This is a genomic window from Porphyromonas sp. oral taxon 275, from assembly GCF_018127745.1.
In the GTDB taxonomy this organism is placed as follows: domain Bacteria; phylum Bacteroidota; class Bacteroidia; order Bacteroidales; family Porphyromonadaceae; genus Porphyromonas.
Genome location: NZ_CP072333.1, coordinates 329,455 through 344,390, shown reverse-complemented (window position 1 = coordinate 344,390; position 14,936 = coordinate 329,455). Strand labels below are relative to the sequence as shown.

Here is a 14,936-nt window from a genome sequence, read left to right as displayed (position 1 = left end):
CAAGGACCAGGCTGACACCTCAATCCCTAGATAAGCCCAACGACAGCAAGCGGCACGCTACTCCAGCCCTACCGAGGGCGAGCAGCTGTCGCTTGCTGACCTAAACACTAAGAGACAAGAGCCAAAGGACAGACCGACGATGGAACCGCTCAAGCATGAATGTGGCGTAGCCATGATACGCCTTCGCAAGCCCCTCTCCTACTACCAGGAGAAGTACGGCACGTGGATGTATGGACTCAACAAGCTGTATCTCCTGATGGAGAAGCAGCACAATCGAGGGCAGGAGGGTGCAGGCCTCGCCGTGGTCAAGCTCGGCACCCAGCCTGGCGAGGAGTACCTCTTCCGTGAGCGCGCCGAGGGCACAGGAGCCATCCAGGAGATCTTCGACACCGTGCACAGCGCCCTCGGAGCGGTCCCCCGCGAGCAGCTCGCCGACCCCATCTACGCCGAGGAGCACCTCCCCTATGCGGGCAACTGCATGATGGGTCACCTACGCTACAGCACCACGGGCAAGAGCGGACTGACCTTCGTCCACCCCATGATCCGCCGCAATAACTGGCGAGCCAAGTGCTTGACGATCTGCGGTAACTTCAACCTCACCAACGTCTCACAGATCTTCGACGCCATCACCTCCGTAGGCCAGCACCCGCGTCACGTCTCCGACATGCACATCCTGCTGGAGCAAATCGGGCACCGCCTCGACCGCGAGGTAGAGCGTCTCTTCGTCCAGAGCCGTACCTTTGGGCTCGAGGGCATGGACATCACCCACTACATCGAGGAGCGTATCGACCTGGCCAACGTCCTGCGCCAGTGCGCCCCGCTATGGGATGGCGGCTTCGTCATGTGCGGCCAGACGGGCAGCGGCGAGAGCTATGCCATGCGCGACCCCTGGGGCATACGTCCCGCCTTCTACTATGTAGATGAGGAGATCGTCGTCCTAGCGTCCGAGCGCCCCGTCATCCAGACGGTGATGAATATCGCCAGCGAGCAGGTTCAGGAGCTGCTGCCCGGGCAGGCGCTGCTGGTGAACCGCCAGGCCGAGGTACGCCTCGAGCAGATCGTCGACCCACGGCAGCAGCAGGCCTGCTCCTTCGAGCGCATCTACTTCTCCCGGGGCAGTGACAAGGACATCTACCAGGAGCGTAAGGCCCTCGGCCGCCTGCTCACGCCCGCCATCCTACGCGCTCTGGGAGGTGACCTCGAGCACGCCGTCTTCTCCTTCATCCCCAACACCGCCGAGGTCGCCTACTACGGCATGCTGGAGGGACTCAACGAGCACCTCAACGAGGAGAAGCTACGCCTGCTGCAGTCAGGGCGTCAGCTGAGCACCGAGGAGCTACGCCAGATCCTCGCCTTGAGCATCCGCAGCGAGAAGGTCGCCATCAAGGACATCAAGCTCCGCACCTTCATCTCCGAGGGCAAGAGCCGTAATGAGCTCGCCGCCCACGTCTACGACATCACCTACGGCACGGTACGCCCTGGCCTCGATAGCCTCGTGGTCATCGACGACAGCATCGTGCGTGGGACGACCCTGCGCCAAAGTATCATCGGCATCCTCGACCGCCTCTCCCCGCGCAAGATCGTCATCGTCTCCAGCTGCCCACAGGTACGCTACCCCGACTACTACGGCATCGACATGAGCAAGATGAAGGAGTTCATTGCCTTCCGTGCCGCCATCGCCCTGATCAAGGAGCGCGGTATGGAGACCCTCATCGAGCAGCAGTACCAGCGCGCCCTCGAGCTACGCCAGCGCCCCGAGACGGAGGAGGTAGAGAACGTCGTCAAGGCGATCTACGCCCCCTTCAGCCCCGAGGAGATCTCGGCCAAGATGGTCGAGCTCTTGCGCCCCGAGGATACCCGCGCCGAGGTCGAGCTGGTCTTCCAGAGCCTCGAGGGGCTGCATGAGGCCATCCCCCACCACCACGGCGACTGGTACTTCAGCGGCGACTACCCCACCCCCGGCGGCTCCCACCTGGTGAACAAGGCCTTCATCGACTACGTCGAGCAGGACCACCCCCAGCATCCCTAGCCCGCCCTCAGCAACAAGCCCCGAGCCTCCAGAAGTAGTCTCAGAAGACGGGAATCACCAGTTTAAACTATCTCAGTATGAAAATCGCGTATTGTCTTTTCGGCACCTATACCGTAGGCGGGATCGAACGAACGACAACGGTCAAGGCCAATTGGCTAGCTCAGCACGGACACGATGTGTATCTGATCACGACTGGCCACAATGGACGTCCTTCCTACTATAGCCTGGAGCCAAACATCAAGCATATTGACCTTGACATAAACTACATAATGCCTGGGGCCTCCTTTATCACTCAGTATAGGGGGAACAGATCCAAGCCCAAGCTTCATGAGCAAAGGCTACGCGAATTACTCCTCAAGCTTAGACCAGACATCACAATCGCAGCAGGGTGGCATGAAGCTGGCTTCTTACATAGGATCGAGGATGGTAGCGCCAAGATCGTGGAGCATCACAACTTCTTGTATGCTCCTATCGCCCGTTTCCCCACCTTCTATGATAAGAATAACAAGCTCCCTCTTCTTTCCAGACTCAAGTACTGGCTTCGTACTCAGTGGAGCCTACAGGCGGTACGCCAACAGCGGTATCATGACCAGCGATACGACAGATTAGTCGTCCTCACCGAGGAAGACAAAGCACTCTGTAGTCACTGTCCTAATGCTAGTGTCATCTACAACCCCCGGACCATAGAGTCCGATGTAGTATCTCCCCTAACCAATAAGGTCATCCTAGCCACTGGGCGCCTCACTGGACAGAAGAACTTCACTGAGTTAGTCCACATTTGGGGGATGATTGCCAAGGAATACCCTGACTGGAAGCTCCACATAGTAGGTGACGGAGAGTCAAAGGAAGAGATTAAGGAGGCCATACGCAGTGTTGGCATAGAAGATCAGGTCGAGCTCCTACCCTTCAGTAATAATATCCAGGAGCACTACCTCAGTGCATCTATCTTCGCAATGCCATCTACATACGAAGGCTTTGGCTTGGTCTTGGTAGAGGCCGAGACTTGTGGCTTACCCGTTGTCTCTTATGCCTGCCCTTGCGGCCCTAGAGATATTATTCGTCACGGAGAAGATGGCTTCCTCGTTAACCCCGGGGATAAAAAGGCCTTTGCTCAACATCTGCGACAACTCATCGAAAGCGATGAACTCCGTCAAGCGATGGGGCGAGCAGCACGAGCCAATTCGGAGCGCTTTGCCCTAGATGTAATTATGAAGCAATGGGAGCAGCTCTTCAAAGAACTACGCCCTAAACAATAACATCATCCATCATTAAATACAGCAGACTATGTCACTTATCGAAGACCTACACTGGCGGCACGCCGTCAAGGCATACGACCCCACGAAGAAGCTCTCCCAGGAGGATCTGATGAAGATCGTCGAGGCTGCCCGCCTCGCCCCCACCTCCTCGGGGCTGCAGCAGTTCCGCCTCATCGTCGTCGGCGACCAGGACCTCAAGGAGAAGATGGTCGCAGGGGCCCTCAACCCCGACTGCATGCGTGAGTGCTCCCACGTCATCGTCTTCGCCGCCTGGGACGAATACACGCCCGAGCGCATCGACGCCATCTATGACCTCACGACCGACGAGCGCGGGCTGGTGCGCGGACGCTTCAAGCGCTACACCGACATGCTCAAGGAGAAGTTCGGCGAGATGGATAAGGAGGAGCAGTACCAGCACGCTGCGAACCAGGCCTACATCGCCCTGGGGATGGCGCTGGCACAGGCTGCAGAGCTCCGCATCGACAGCACGCCCATCGGCGGCTTCGACCCCAAGCTCGTCGACGAGCTGCTCGACCTGCCCTCCAAGGGCCTACGTAGCGTCTGCCTCCTCTACCTCGGCTACGCTGATCCCGAGCGCGACTGGATGGGCCAGATGAAGAAGGTGCGCAACTCAATGGAGGAGTTCGCCACCTTCATCTAATAGCAACCAGCATAGGCAGGGGATAGCACCGAGCACTCGGTGCTATCCCCTGCTTGCTTTGCCCCCTACCTAGACCAAGGACAGACATGAATGAAGATCTTCACCTCGAGCATATCCGACGCGAGTACTCCAGCCGCAGCCTCAGCCGCAGCGAGCTCCCCGCCGAGCCCCTCCCCATGGTCGAGCGCTGGCTCCGCGAGGCCATAGAGAGCCGCGTCTACGAGCCTACGGCGATGCTCGTGGGCACGGCGAGCCCCGAGGGCCAGCCCAGTATACGCACCGTCCTGCTGAAGGAAGTCCTCGGCGGGCGCTTCGTCTTCTACACCGGCTACGAGAGTCGCAAGGGGCGACAGATCGCCGCCAACCCACGCGTAGCGCTAACCTTCCTCTGGCACGAGCTAGAGCGTCAGATCCACGTCGAGGGCACGATCGAGCGGCTCCCCGCCGCAGAGAGTGACGCCTACTTCGCCATGCGCCCCTACAAGAGCCGCATCGGCGCGCGCATCTCCCCGCAGAGCCAGCCCATCCCCTCGCGCGAGTGGATCATGATGCGCTTTGCCGCCGAGAGCCTCAAGTTCGTCGGCCGCGAAGTGCCCCGCCCCGACAGCTGGGGCGGCTATGCCGTGACGCCGCACCGCATCGAGCTGTGGCAGGGACGCGACAGCCGCCTACACGACCGCTTCGTCTACGAGCTGCAGGAGGACGGCAGCTGGAGCCTCACCCGCGTCGCCCCCTAGCTTCGCCAGCTCTTGGACGAGGACGAAGGTATCCTGCCTTACAGCCCTTCGTCCCCCTCCTACCCTTTGTCCCGACCTCTCCGATGAGTACCGAGCCCGACCTCTTCCAGCGCTTCGAGGACTACCTGCGCTACGAGCTGGACGCCTCCCCCAGGACGGTGTCCAGCTACAGCCGTGACCTGGAGCGCTACCGCCGCTATGCCGAGGAGCGCCTCGCCGAGCCCTTCACCCCGAGCGAGGGCGACCTCGATCTGGTGCGCGGCTGGCTCTCCTCCAGCCTCGATGCAGGGGTCAAAGCCTCCTCCGTGGGCAAGTACCTCTCCTCGGTGAAGAGCTTCTACCGCTACCTCATCAAGCTCGGCCTGCTCCGCCGAAGCCCCATCCAGCAGCTGCGCCCCCCGAAGGCCGACAAGCCTCTGCCCGTCTACGTCCCCACCGAGGAACTGAACCGCCTCATCGACGAGCCGCAGGAGCCCGGCGAAGACTGGCAGGCCGTACGCGACCGCCTGATCCTGGCGATGCTCTACGAGTGCGGGCTGCGACGCAGCGAACTGGCAGGGCTCGCCGACGGCGATGTCGACACCCGACAGCGTCAGCTCAAGGTGCTGGGTAAGGGGCGCAAGGAGCGTATCGTCCCCTTCGGCGAGCAGCTCGCGGAGGCCATCGAGCGCTGGCGAGGCGAGCGTACCCAGATCTTCGGCGACAGCCCGCACTTCCTCCTCTCCTCGCGAGGCAAGCCGCTCTCCGACAGCGCTATCTACCGCGTGGTGCACGCCGCTCTACGCGACGTGCCGAAGCTCACCCGTCGCGGAGCCCATGCCCTGCGCCACTCCTTCGCCACCGACATGCTCAACGCTGGAGGCGACCTCATGCTGCTGCGCGAACTGATGGGGCACAACTCCGTCTCCACGACCGTGCGCTACACGCATACCTCCTTCGAGCAGCTGCGCAAGCTCTACGCCGCCCACCCCCGAGCCGCAAGCCCGCCTAAGGATGCCGCACCCGAGGACGACCCGACCACGGAGGACTAAGGCGGCACCAGCCCTACCCTCGCACCTCCTTCCGAAGCTCGGCCTGCCCCTCGCAGCCAACTCTAAGCCAAGTCCTAATACCCTCCTCTTCCCCTCCCTCACCTTGATGTAGGTGAAGGGAGTCCCTCTTCCCAGCAAGACACAAGCATAAGGGGAGCGCCTCCGAGGGCTATCAGTCACGAGGCTGAGGGACGTCCCTCACACACCTGAGGGCTATCAGTCAATCCGCTGAGGGATATCCCTCACAGAGCGGCCCCTAGGCGCGGGCCTTAGCCCGCATTACTCCCGACCAACTTCTTTGCCTTACTTCTACAGCACACTACCATGCACCCCCGCAAGCTCCTCCTAGTCCTTGGGCTCACCCTCCCCCAACTCGCCCTAGCGCATCCCCTACTCAGCGAAGTGATGGCTGCACCCAGCCCCTCGAGCGCCGAGTACGTCGAGCTCTACAACCCGAGCGATCAGCCCTGCACGCTCGGGGACTACTTGCTGGCCGTCGGCAAGGAGGAAACGCGCGTCCAGGGCGTCCGTCTCCCCGACGTCGAGCTCCCGCCGCACAGCTACATCGTGCTCTGCTCCGAGCCCCAGCGCCTCACCGAGCGCTATCCCCGCCTCGCGAGAGACCTAGTCCTTCGCCTCGGCCTACCGCGCCTCGTCAATAGTCGGGGCGTCGTAGCGCTGATCAAGGAGGGCGAGGAGCTCGTGGTGGATAAGTTCGTCTACGACAGCAGCAGCCTCCCGCGAGGGCTGAAGACGAAGAAGGATGTCGCCTGGGAGCGCGTCGACCTCAGCGCCCCCTGGGAGTCGGCGCAGTGGCTCCCCGCGCTCGCAGCTGCAGGCTATGCCAGCCCAGGGCAGCCCAATAGCGTCAGCCTCCAGCGTCAGCAGCAGCCCAAGCCCCCCAGCGCGGGAGGCGGGGACGAAGGTAGCTCGGAGACGGACGAACGTAGCCCACGAGCTCTGCGCAGCTGGCTGGCGGAGCACCCCACAGCCCTCTGTAGCTGGATCGTCTACGACCTCACGGGGCAAAGCATCCATCAAGGGGAGAGCAGCGGCAGCCATGCTTGGCTGGAGGTCCTCTGCACCGATCCGCGGAGCTTCTTCGACCGCCTCGGCCTCCCCGCAGGCAGCTCCTACCTCCTCTCCATCCGCTGCGAAGAGTCGGGCGCGGAGCACCTCGCCTATGCCTTCCTCATCTCCCGCCCCTAGCGGCCCTCCTCCTTCAGCTCCCTCTATCCCCCACAGCAACGATCACCCCCTAGAGCCCTGCACCCGATCACACCTAAGCCCGCCCGTCACTCTCCCCACTTAGCCGTCTCACTCTGCTAAGCTCTACGATCTCTATCACCCAAGCTAAAGCCTCACTCTACCACCCTATCCAGCCTCACTCAGCTAGCCCAGCGCGCCATTCCCCCTCCTCCATCCCAAGGCTTCTCCCTGCCCTAGCCCCAACCCTTCCTATTAGAAGGAGTGCCGTGCCTTAGCGCCCAAGCCCCTTCAAGCTAAGGGCAGCGAGCATCGCGCCTTATCCCCCGAGCTCACCTCCTCCCATTCTCCACTCCTCCTCTAAGCTACAACAGAGCCCCAGGAGGAGGGAGCTCCCTCCTCCTGGAATAAAAGAGAACCGCGCCTGCAGCCATCGGGAGATGGTCGCAGGCGCGGCTGGTATTGGGAGGCAGCACTAGCCGCACAGGCGGCACGTGCTGCGCGGGACTAGTCCTTGAACTTAGCGGAGAGGAACTCGCGGTTGAGGCGTGCGATGTTCGAGATAGAGATGTTCTTGGGGCACTCTACCTCGCAGGCACGCGTGTTGGTACAGTTCCCGAAGCCCAGTTCGTCCATCTTCGCGACCATCGCCTTAGCACGGCGAGCAGCCTCGACACGCCCCTGAGGCAGGAGCGCAAGCTGGCTGACCTTCGCCGAGACGAAGAGCATAGCCGAGCCGTTCTTACATGCCGCAGCACAGGCACCACAGCCGATGCAGGCAGCAGCGTCCATAGCCATATCAGCGTCCGCCTTGGGGATGGCGATCGCGTTGGCGTCAGGCACACCACCCGTATTGACCGATACGAAGCCCCCCGCCTGGATGATCTTGTCGTAGGCCGAGCGGTCTACCATAAGGTCGCGGATGATGGGGAAGCCCGCCGAGCGCCAAGGCTCGATGGTGATCGTGTCGCCTTCGTCGAAGCGACGCATATGCAGCTGACAGGTCGTGATGCTGTCATCGGGTCCGTGAGGATGCCCATTGATGTAGAGCGAGCACATACCGCAGATCCCTTCACGGCAGTCGTGGTCGAAGACGACGGGCTCCTTGCCCTCGCGTACCAGCTGCTCGTTGAGGATGTCGAGCATCTCTAGGAACGAGCTGCCCTGGGATATATTCTTGAGGTCATACATCTCGAACGCACCCTTTGCCTCGGGACCGCGCTGGCGCCAGACCTTTACCTTGATATTGATATTCTTATCCATTGTACCGATAGAGTGGCTTGGGGTTAGTTCTTGTAGTTACGCTGCTGACGGACGACGAACTCGTAGTCCAGAGACTCCTTGAGCAGGACGGGATCCTGATCCTCGCCCTGGTATTCCCAGCAGGAGACGTAGGCGAACTGGTCGTCGTGACGCAGTGCCTCGCCCTCAGGCGTCTGATGCTCGAGGCGGAAGTGACCACCGCAGCTCTCCTCTCGGTCGTGAGCGTCGCGGGCCATCAGTTCGCCGATCTCGATGAAGTCAGCCAGTCGCAGTGCCTTCTCCAGCTCGACGTTGAGGTCATCGGCCTTACCGGGGATGCGCACATCGCTCCAGAACTCCTTCTTCAGCTCCTTGAGCGCTACGATCGCCTTCTCTAGGCCTTCACGCTCACGGCCCATGCCGACGAAGTCCCACATGATGTGGCCGAGCTTCTTGTGCAGGCTGTCGACAGACTGCGAGCCCTTGATGCTCATCAGGCGAGCGATGCGATCCTGGATGCCCTTCTCTGCCTCGTCGAACTCTGGACGGTCCGTGCTGAAGCGGGGAACCTGGATCTGGTCGGCCAGATAGTTCTGGATCGTGTACGGCAGGACGAAGTAGCCGTCGGCCAGACCCTGCATCAGCGCCGAAGCCCCGAGGCGGTTGGCACCGTGGTCAGAGAAGTTGGCCTCCCCGATAGCGAAGAGCCCGGGCACGGAGGTCATCAGCTCGTAGTCGACCCAGATACCGCCCATGGTGTAGTGGATGGCAGGGTAGATCATCATCGGCGTCTCGTAGGGATTGTCGTTGGTGATCTTCTCGTACATCTGGAAGAGGTTACCATAGCGGGCCTCTACGACGTCCTTACCCAGACGCTGGATGGCGGAGGAGAAGTCGAGGAAGACGGCTAGGCCGGTGTTGTTCACCCCATAGCCAGCGTCGCAGCGCTCCTTGGCTGCGCGGCTCGCTACGTCACGAGGCACGAGGTTCCCGAAGGCGGGGTAGCGGCGCTCGAGGTAGTAGTCACGATCCTCTTCCTTGATCTGAGTGGGGCGGAGCGTACCAGCCTGCAGCTTCTTGGCATCCTCGATGTTCTTGGGTACCCAGATGCGACCGTCGTTACGCAGCGACTCGGACATCAGCGTCAGCTTGGACTGGAACTCGCCATGTACGGGGATACAGGTCGGGTGGATCTGCGCCATACAGGGGTTCGCGAAGTAGGCGCCCTTCTTGTAGCACTGCCAGGCAGCCGAGCCGTTGGAGGCCATAGCGTTCGTGGAGAGGAAGAAGGCATTGCCGTAGCCGCCCGTACCGATGACGACAGCGTGAGCAGCGAAGCGCTCGATCTTACCCGTCACGAGGTTGCGGGCGATGATCCCTCGGGCACGTCCGTCAATGATGACGACGTCGAGCATCTCGTGGCGCGTGTAGAGCTTGACCGAGCCCTTACCGACCTGGCGACTCAGGGCGGAGTAAGCGCCAAGCAGCAGCTGCTGCCCCGTCTGACCACGAGCATAGAAGGTACGTGATACCTGAGCGCCCCCGAAGGAACGGTTGTCCAGAAGACCGCTGTACTCACGAGCGAAGGGTACACCCTGTGCTACGCACTGGTCTATGATACTGTTGGCGACCTCTGCCAGGCGGTAGACGTTGGCCTCACGAGCACGGTAGTCCCCCCCCTTGATCGTATCGTAGAAGAGGCGGTAGACCGAGTCCCCGTCATTCTGATAGTTCTTAGCAGCGTTGATCCCCCCCTGGGCAGCGATGGAGTGCGCACGACGGGGCGAGTCCTGGATGCAGAAGTTCAGCACGTTGAAGCCCATCTCTGCCAGCGATGCGGCAGCCGATGCCCCAGCGAGCCCGGTACCGACGACGATGATGTCGAGGCGGCGCTTGTTGGCGGGGTTGACGAGCTTCTGATGGTCTTTATAATTAGTCCACTTGTCAGCTAATGGGCCGGCAGGGATCTTGGAATCTATCTTAGACATATGCTATATATAGGTACTGGAGTGGATAACTACAGGCATTAGAAGGGGCAGACCCCACCGCAGAGACTCTGCAGGTAGTACCATACGACCACGACTGCGAAGCCGAGGACGATGATCGTCGTGTAGACATTGGAGATGCAACGCAGGCGCTCGAACCAGATCTTGTTATCGAAGCCGATGGTGTGCAGCGAGCTCCAGAAGCCATGCGAGAGGTGGAACCACAGAGCACCCAGCCATACGAGGTAGAGGACTACGAAGATGGGGTTGGAGAAGGTATAGCGGATGAGACCAGCACCGTCGGTAGGCCCGCTCACACCCGCGATCCCGAGGTCATGCTGCCCGAGGAGCTCTGCCAGCTGCATCTTCGCCCAGAAGTTGAAGAGGTGCAGCAGGAGCCCGAGGACGACGACGACACCCAGTACCATCATGTTCTGCGAGGCCCACTCGACGCCCTTAGGCTTGTCGATGACGGCGTAGCGGTCGTTGCCGCGTGCCTTGAGGTTCTGCAGCGTCAGGATGAAGGCATAGACGATGTGCACGACGAAGAGTACGGCCAGCCCCATTGAGGCTACCAGCGCGTACCAGTTAGCTCCGAGGAATTCACATACCGCGTTATAGCCCTCCTCGCTGAAGAGAGCTACGAGGTTCATCGACATGTGGAAGGTCAGGAACAGGATCAGCGCAAGTCCTGAGATACTCATCACGAGCTTACGGCCGATCGAGGATTTGATTAACCACGACATAGAGTTTATTATTAGTTTGATTCTACTTAGTTTATGCCCTTGTCGGCAGGCGCTATAGAGCCGAGGTGCAGTAGGCTCCGTGGTATCCCCGAAGCAGAGCCTAGGCGCCAGGCCGTGCCTTGCCTCCACAAAGATAACTCAATTAGGTATATGAAGCACCATTATTGGCGAAAAAAAGGCGTAATCGTCCCAACACCTCTCCCCACAAATAGGTACAGAATAGTCAAGTCAAAGGAAAAGGACCCTTCTGCCTACCTATATATAGCTAGCTACATAGGTGTAGCAGCGCGCTCCGGGGAGGCTCGGCGGGCCGAGCAAGGATAAGGCGGAGCAAGGGCACCTGCCTCGCGGAGCCTACCGAGGGATAAGGGAGGAAGGCTGCCAAGCGTGCGGAGGGAGGCGACCGAGGGACAAGGGGGAGGCTGCCCCGAGCTAAGGCGCGGCGCGCTCCGAGCCTAGGGAGCGGGAGCCAAGTGATATAAGAAGTGGGAGAAAGTGATATAAGAAGTCACGGAAAATGATATAAGATCTAGCGAAAACTAATATAAGATTCGGGGGAATATATTATAAGAATACTCCCCCGGCCTATCGCTAGAAGACAGCTAAGCCCTATAGGGGCGTCCCACAGGCTAAGCCTCAGCTCGGAACGCCCCTATAGGGCTTAGTGTCTTGTGGGCCTCGCCCGAGGACGAGGCGGAGCAGCCTTATCGGGGCTTCGGCGCTCTGCCTGCCGCCTCCAGCAGCGGACGCAGGTAGCGCCCCGTAGCCGAGTCGGGATGCGCGGCCAGCTCCTCGGGCGTCCCCTCGGCCACGATGTAGCCACCACCCTTACCCCCCTCGGGGCCGAGGTCAATGACCCAGTCCGCGGCCTTGATGACCTCAAGGTTATGCTCAACCACGATCACCGAGTGCCCCTGGTCGACCAGCGCCTCCAGAGAGCCCAGCAGCGTGCGTATATCGTGGAAGTGCAGGCCCGTGGTCGGCTCGTCGAAGATGAAGAGCGTCGGCAGCTTCCTTCCCTTACCTAGGTAGTAGGCGAGCTTGACACGCTGGTTCTCCCCGCCCGAGAGCGTCGAGCCCGACTGTCCGAGCTTGATGTACCCGAGGCCTACGCGCTGCAGCGGACGGAGCTGATTGATAATGCGATCCGAGAGGGGGGACTGCTCGCGGTGCTCGGCGAAGAAGTCCACGGCCTCGTCCACGCTCAGCTCCAGCAGCTGGGAGATATTCGTTCCGCAGTACTCGACCTCGAGGAGCTCCTTGCGGAAGCGCTTGCCGCCGCAGGCCTCGCAGGTGAGGTGGATATCGGCCATGAACTGCATCTCGATGGTGATCTCACCAGCGCCCTGACAGGTCTCGCAGCGTCCGCCCTCCTTATTGAAGCTGAAGTAATAGGGCTTGTAGCCCATCTGCTTCGACAGGGGGAGGCCTGCGTAGAGGTCACGGATGGTATCGAAGGCACCGACGTAGGTCACAGGATTGGAGCGGGAGCTGCGGCCGATGTTGTTCTGGTCTACATACTCCACCTGCTCGATCTCGCGCCAGTCGCCCGTGATGGACGTGAGCTCGAGCTCCGTCATGGGTTCGCGCCCTAGCTTGCGGCTGACACCCTCGTAGAAGAGGTCACGCACCAGCGTACTCTTGCCCGAGCCGCTGACGCCACTGACGACGGTGAGCGTGTGCAGGGGGAAGCGCACATCCACCTCCTTGAGGTTGTGCCGACGGGCGCCCTTGACCTCGAGGAAGCTCGTCCAGCCGCGGCGCACGCTGGGCAGGGGGATCTGCTCACGTCCCGTGAGGTAGGCGGCCGTGTAGCCGGGCGTCTCGCACGTGATGGCCGAGGCATCACCTGCGTAGACGACCTGGCCGCCGTGGATACCTGCATCGGGGCCTATGTCCACGATGTAGTCGGCGGCGCGCATCATCTCCTCATCGTGCTCGACGACGACCACCGTATTCCCCAGGTCACGCAGACGCTTGACGACGCGTATCAACCGCTCGGTGTCGCGCTGGTGCAGGCCTATGCTGGGCTCGTCGAGCACGTAGAGCGAGCCGACGAGGCTACTGCCGAGCTGAGTGGCGAGCGTCACACGCTGGCTCTCCCCGCCCGAGAGGCTATTGGAGAGGCGGTCTAGGGTGAGGTAGCCTAGGCCTACCTCGTCAAGGAAGCCGAGGCGGGAGCGTATCTCGTGTAGGAGGCGCTTGGCGATGAGCTGATCTGCGGGACTTAGCTCAAGCTCATCGAAGAAGCGCCGTGCCTCCCAGAGGGTCAGGCTGACGACCTCGGCGATGTTCTTCCCGCCCACCTGCACGCAGAGGGCATCGGGCTTGAGGCGTCCGCCATGGCAGCTCGGGCATACCGTCTTGCCCGTGAAGTGGGCGATGCGGACGCGGTTCTGGATCTTGTGCAGCTGGCTACGCAGCGAGGCGAAGTAAGGGTTGATCCCTACGGGGCCGTACTGCTTGCTCGGCAGTCCCTCCCACAGCTGCTCGCGCTGCCGAGCCGTGAGGTCCTTGTAGGGCTTGTGGATGGGGAAGCCCTCCTGATCCGAGAGACCGATGAAGAAGTTCTTCCACTCCGAGGAGACCATGCCCCGCCAGCAGGCTACAGCATCCTCGTAGACCGAGAGCGTGGGGTCGGGGATCACTAGGCGCTCATCGATGCCGACGACCATACCGAAGCCCTCACACTCGGGGCAGGCACCTATGGGATTATTGAAGCTGAACATCTCAGGGCTCGGCTCCTGGAAGACGCGTCCGTCGGCCTCGAAGACATTGCTAAAGGGCACCAGCACCGCCTCCTGGCGCTCGCCACCCTCCATGCGCTCGACGGCGAGGCTGCAGCTGCCGCGTCCCTCGAAGAAGGCCGTCTCTACCGACTCCCCGAGGCGATCCACCGCGCTGAGGTCATCCCCCACGGCCAGACGGTCAATGAGCAGCCAGCAGTGCTTGGCCTCCTTGTCGGGCCATACGAGCGCCTCGTCGATGGGCACGACGCCCTGATCGCTGCGCCACAGACGGCTGTAGCCCTGCTGCAGCTGGATCTCTAGGTGCGCGGCGAGCTTGCGCCCCTTCGGGAGGATGAGCGGCGTGATGAGGTAGACACGGCTCCCCACGGGCAGCTGACGGATATAGCCCAGCACGTCGGGGACGGTATGCTTGCGCACCTCCTGTCCCGAGCTGGGGGAGATGGTCTTCCCGACACGCGCCCATAGGAGGCGCATATACTCGTAGATCTCGGTCGAGGTCGCTACGGTGGAGCGGGGATTGCGGCTGACGACGCGCTGCTCGATGGCGATGGCGGGCGGCAGCCCACGGATCCAGTCGGCCTCGGGCTTGGCCATGCGGCCGACGAACTGGCGGGCGTAGCTCGAGAGGCTCTCCACATAGCGGCGCTGCCCCTCGGCATAGAGCGTGTCGAAGGCCAGCGAACTCTTGCCCGAGCCGCTGACCCCGGTGACGACGACGAGCTTGCCGCGGGGGATCTCGAGGTCTATGTTCTTGAGGTTATTGACACGTACGTGGTGAAGGAGGATGCTGGTGCTCGTATCCTGGCGGTCGCCGCTCAGGGCAGCCTGCTTGCTGCTGGGGGTAGTCTTTGCCATTGGGTCGTCTATCGTGCTGCGCTAGGGAGGATTCAAGCAATCTGGCGCATGGGGCAAAAATACGAAAAGTCCCCCACTGCACCTTCCCTCGGCTGACTCTCGAGCCTCATCCCGCCCCCCAGCTTGGCCGCCAAGGCCGCTCCCACAGGCCTCACCAAGGGGCTGCACCCGCGCCAAAGGCTTCCACGCGAGGTGCCCCCCAGCCCCAGCGCCCATGAGGGATATCCCTCAGCTCACTGATGGATATCCCCCACGCCCGCGACTGGCGTCCCTCAAAGGACTGACGGATATCCCTCACGAGGCCTCCCCCGCTAGCCGCAGTCCGCCACGGGCACGGGCAGCGGGCTTGCTCCCCTCAAGGCTAGCCCGCGCGTAAACGAAGGAAGCCCGCGGCTGGAGGCGTCCAGTCGCGGGCTTCGGGAGCTAGAGGGATAAGGC

10 protein-coding genes are annotated in these 14,936 nt (G+C 61.6%); 6 read left to right on the top strand and 4 right to left on the bottom strand.

Annotated features, from left to right (window positions below; genetic code table 11):
• The first annotated feature begins 139 nt into the window (after positions 1–139).
• The 6 genes from J4862_RS01255 (at position 140) to J4862_RS01230 (ending at position 6,923) form a co-directional block, all read left to right on the top strand.
• Positions 140–2,029 carry an amidophosphoribosyltransferase gene (locus tag J4862_RS01255; protein ID WP_211788939.1) on the top strand — a complete coding sequence of 630 codons (1,890 nt, stop codon included), beginning with the start codon at positions 140–142 and terminating at the stop codon, positions 2,027–2,029.
• 77 nt (positions 2,030–2,106) lie between these two features.
• A complete protein-coding gene (locus tag J4862_RS01250) occupies positions 2,107–3,285 on the top strand; it encodes a glycosyltransferase family 4 protein (protein ID WP_211788938.1) in 1,179 nt (392 codons plus the stop codon).
• Between the two features lie 28 nt (positions 3,286–3,313).
• On the top strand, positions 3,314–3,946 hold the full coding sequence (locus J4862_RS01245; RefSeq protein ID WP_211788937.1) for an NAD(P)H-dependent oxidoreductase: 633 nt from the start codon (positions 3,314–3,316) through the stop codon (positions 3,944–3,946).
• An 86-nt stretch (positions 3,947–4,032) separates the two neighbouring features.
• Positions 4,033–4,683 (top strand): pyridoxamine 5'-phosphate oxidase, encoded by a 651-nt coding sequence (gene pdxH, locus J4862_RS01240; protein ID WP_211788936.1) that lies wholly within the window; start codon positions 4,033–4,035, stop codon positions 4,681–4,683.
• An 83-nt stretch (positions 4,684–4,766) separates the two neighbouring features.
• Positions 4,767–5,714 carry a tyrosine-type recombinase/integrase gene (locus J4862_RS01235; RefSeq protein WP_211788935.1) on the top strand — a complete coding sequence of 316 codons (948 nt, stop codon included), beginning with the start codon at positions 4,767–4,769 and terminating at the stop codon, positions 5,712–5,714.
• A gap of 324 nt (positions 5,715–6,038) precedes the next feature.
• Positions 6,039–6,923 (top strand): lamin tail domain-containing protein, encoded by an 885-nt coding sequence (locus J4862_RS01230; protein WP_211788934.1) that lies wholly within the window; start codon positions 6,039–6,041, stop codon positions 6,921–6,923.
• 504 nt (positions 6,924–7,427) lie between these two features.
• On the opposite strand, the gene J4862_RS01225 is transcribed toward J4862_RS01230, so the two are convergent.
• The 4 genes from J4862_RS01225 to uvrA form a co-directional block, all read right to left on the bottom strand.
• Complete coding sequence (locus J4862_RS01225; RefSeq protein ID WP_211788933.1) at positions 7,428–8,183, bottom strand: succinate dehydrogenase/fumarate reductase iron-sulfur subunit; 756 nt, start codon at positions 8,181–8,183, stop codon at positions 7,428–7,430.
• Between the two features lie 23 nt (positions 8,184–8,206).
• Complete coding sequence (locus J4862_RS01220) at positions 8,207–10,150, bottom strand: fumarate reductase/succinate dehydrogenase flavoprotein subunit (RefSeq protein ID WP_211788932.1); 1,944 nt, start codon at positions 10,148–10,150, stop codon at positions 8,207–8,209.
• 38 nt (positions 10,151–10,188) lie between these two features.
• Positions 10,189–10,893, bottom strand: a complete 705-nt coding sequence (locus tag J4862_RS01215) for a succinate dehydrogenase/fumarate reductase cytochrome b subunit (RefSeq protein ID WP_211788931.1) — start codon at positions 10,891–10,893, stop codon at positions 10,189–10,191.
• 704 nt (positions 10,894–11,597) lie between these two features.
• Complete coding sequence (gene uvrA / locus J4862_RS01210; protein WP_211788930.1) at positions 11,598–14,498, bottom strand: excinuclease ABC subunit UvrA; 2,901 nt, start codon at positions 14,496–14,498, stop codon at positions 11,598–11,600.
• Positions 14,499–14,936 lie beyond the last annotated feature (438 nt).

Bases quoted from the DNA above. Each gene is read 5' to 3' on its own strand.
- J4862_RS01225 (WP_211788933.1), bottom strand. From the start codon at position 8,183: ATGGATAAGAATATCAATATCAAGGTAAAGGTCTGGCGCCAGCGCGGT.
- J4862_RS01220 (WP_211788932.1), bottom strand. From the start codon at position 10,150: ATGTCTAAGATAGATTCCAAGATCCCTGCCGGCCCATTAGCTGACAAG.
- J4862_RS01235 (WP_211788935.1), top strand. From the start codon at position 4,767: ATGAGTACCGAGCCCGACCTCTTCCAGCGCTTCGAGGACTACCTGCGC.
- uvrA (WP_211788930.1), bottom strand. From the start codon at position 14,498: ATGGCAAAGACTACCCCCAGCAGCAAGCAGGCTGCCCTGAGCGGCGAC.
- J4862_RS01255 (WP_211788939.1), top strand. From the start codon at position 140: ATGGAACCGCTCAAGCATGAATGTGGCGTAGCCATGATACGCCTTCGC.
- pdxH (WP_211788936.1), top strand. From the start codon at position 4,033: ATGAATGAAGATCTTCACCTCGAGCATATCCGACGCGAGTACTCCAGC.
- J4862_RS01250 (WP_211788938.1), top strand. From the start codon at position 2,107: ATGAAAATCGCGTATTGTCTTTTCGGCACCTATACCGTAGGCGGGATC.
- J4862_RS01230 (WP_211788934.1), top strand. From the start codon at position 6,039: ATGCACCCCCGCAAGCTCCTCCTAGTCCTTGGGCTCACCCTCCCCCAA.
- J4862_RS01215 (WP_211788931.1), bottom strand. From the start codon at position 10,893: ATGTCGTGGTTAATCAAATCCTCGATCGGCCGTAAGCTCGTGATGAGT.
- J4862_RS01245 (WP_211788937.1), top strand. From the start codon at position 3,314: ATGTCACTTATCGAAGACCTACACTGGCGGCACGCCGTCAAGGCATAC.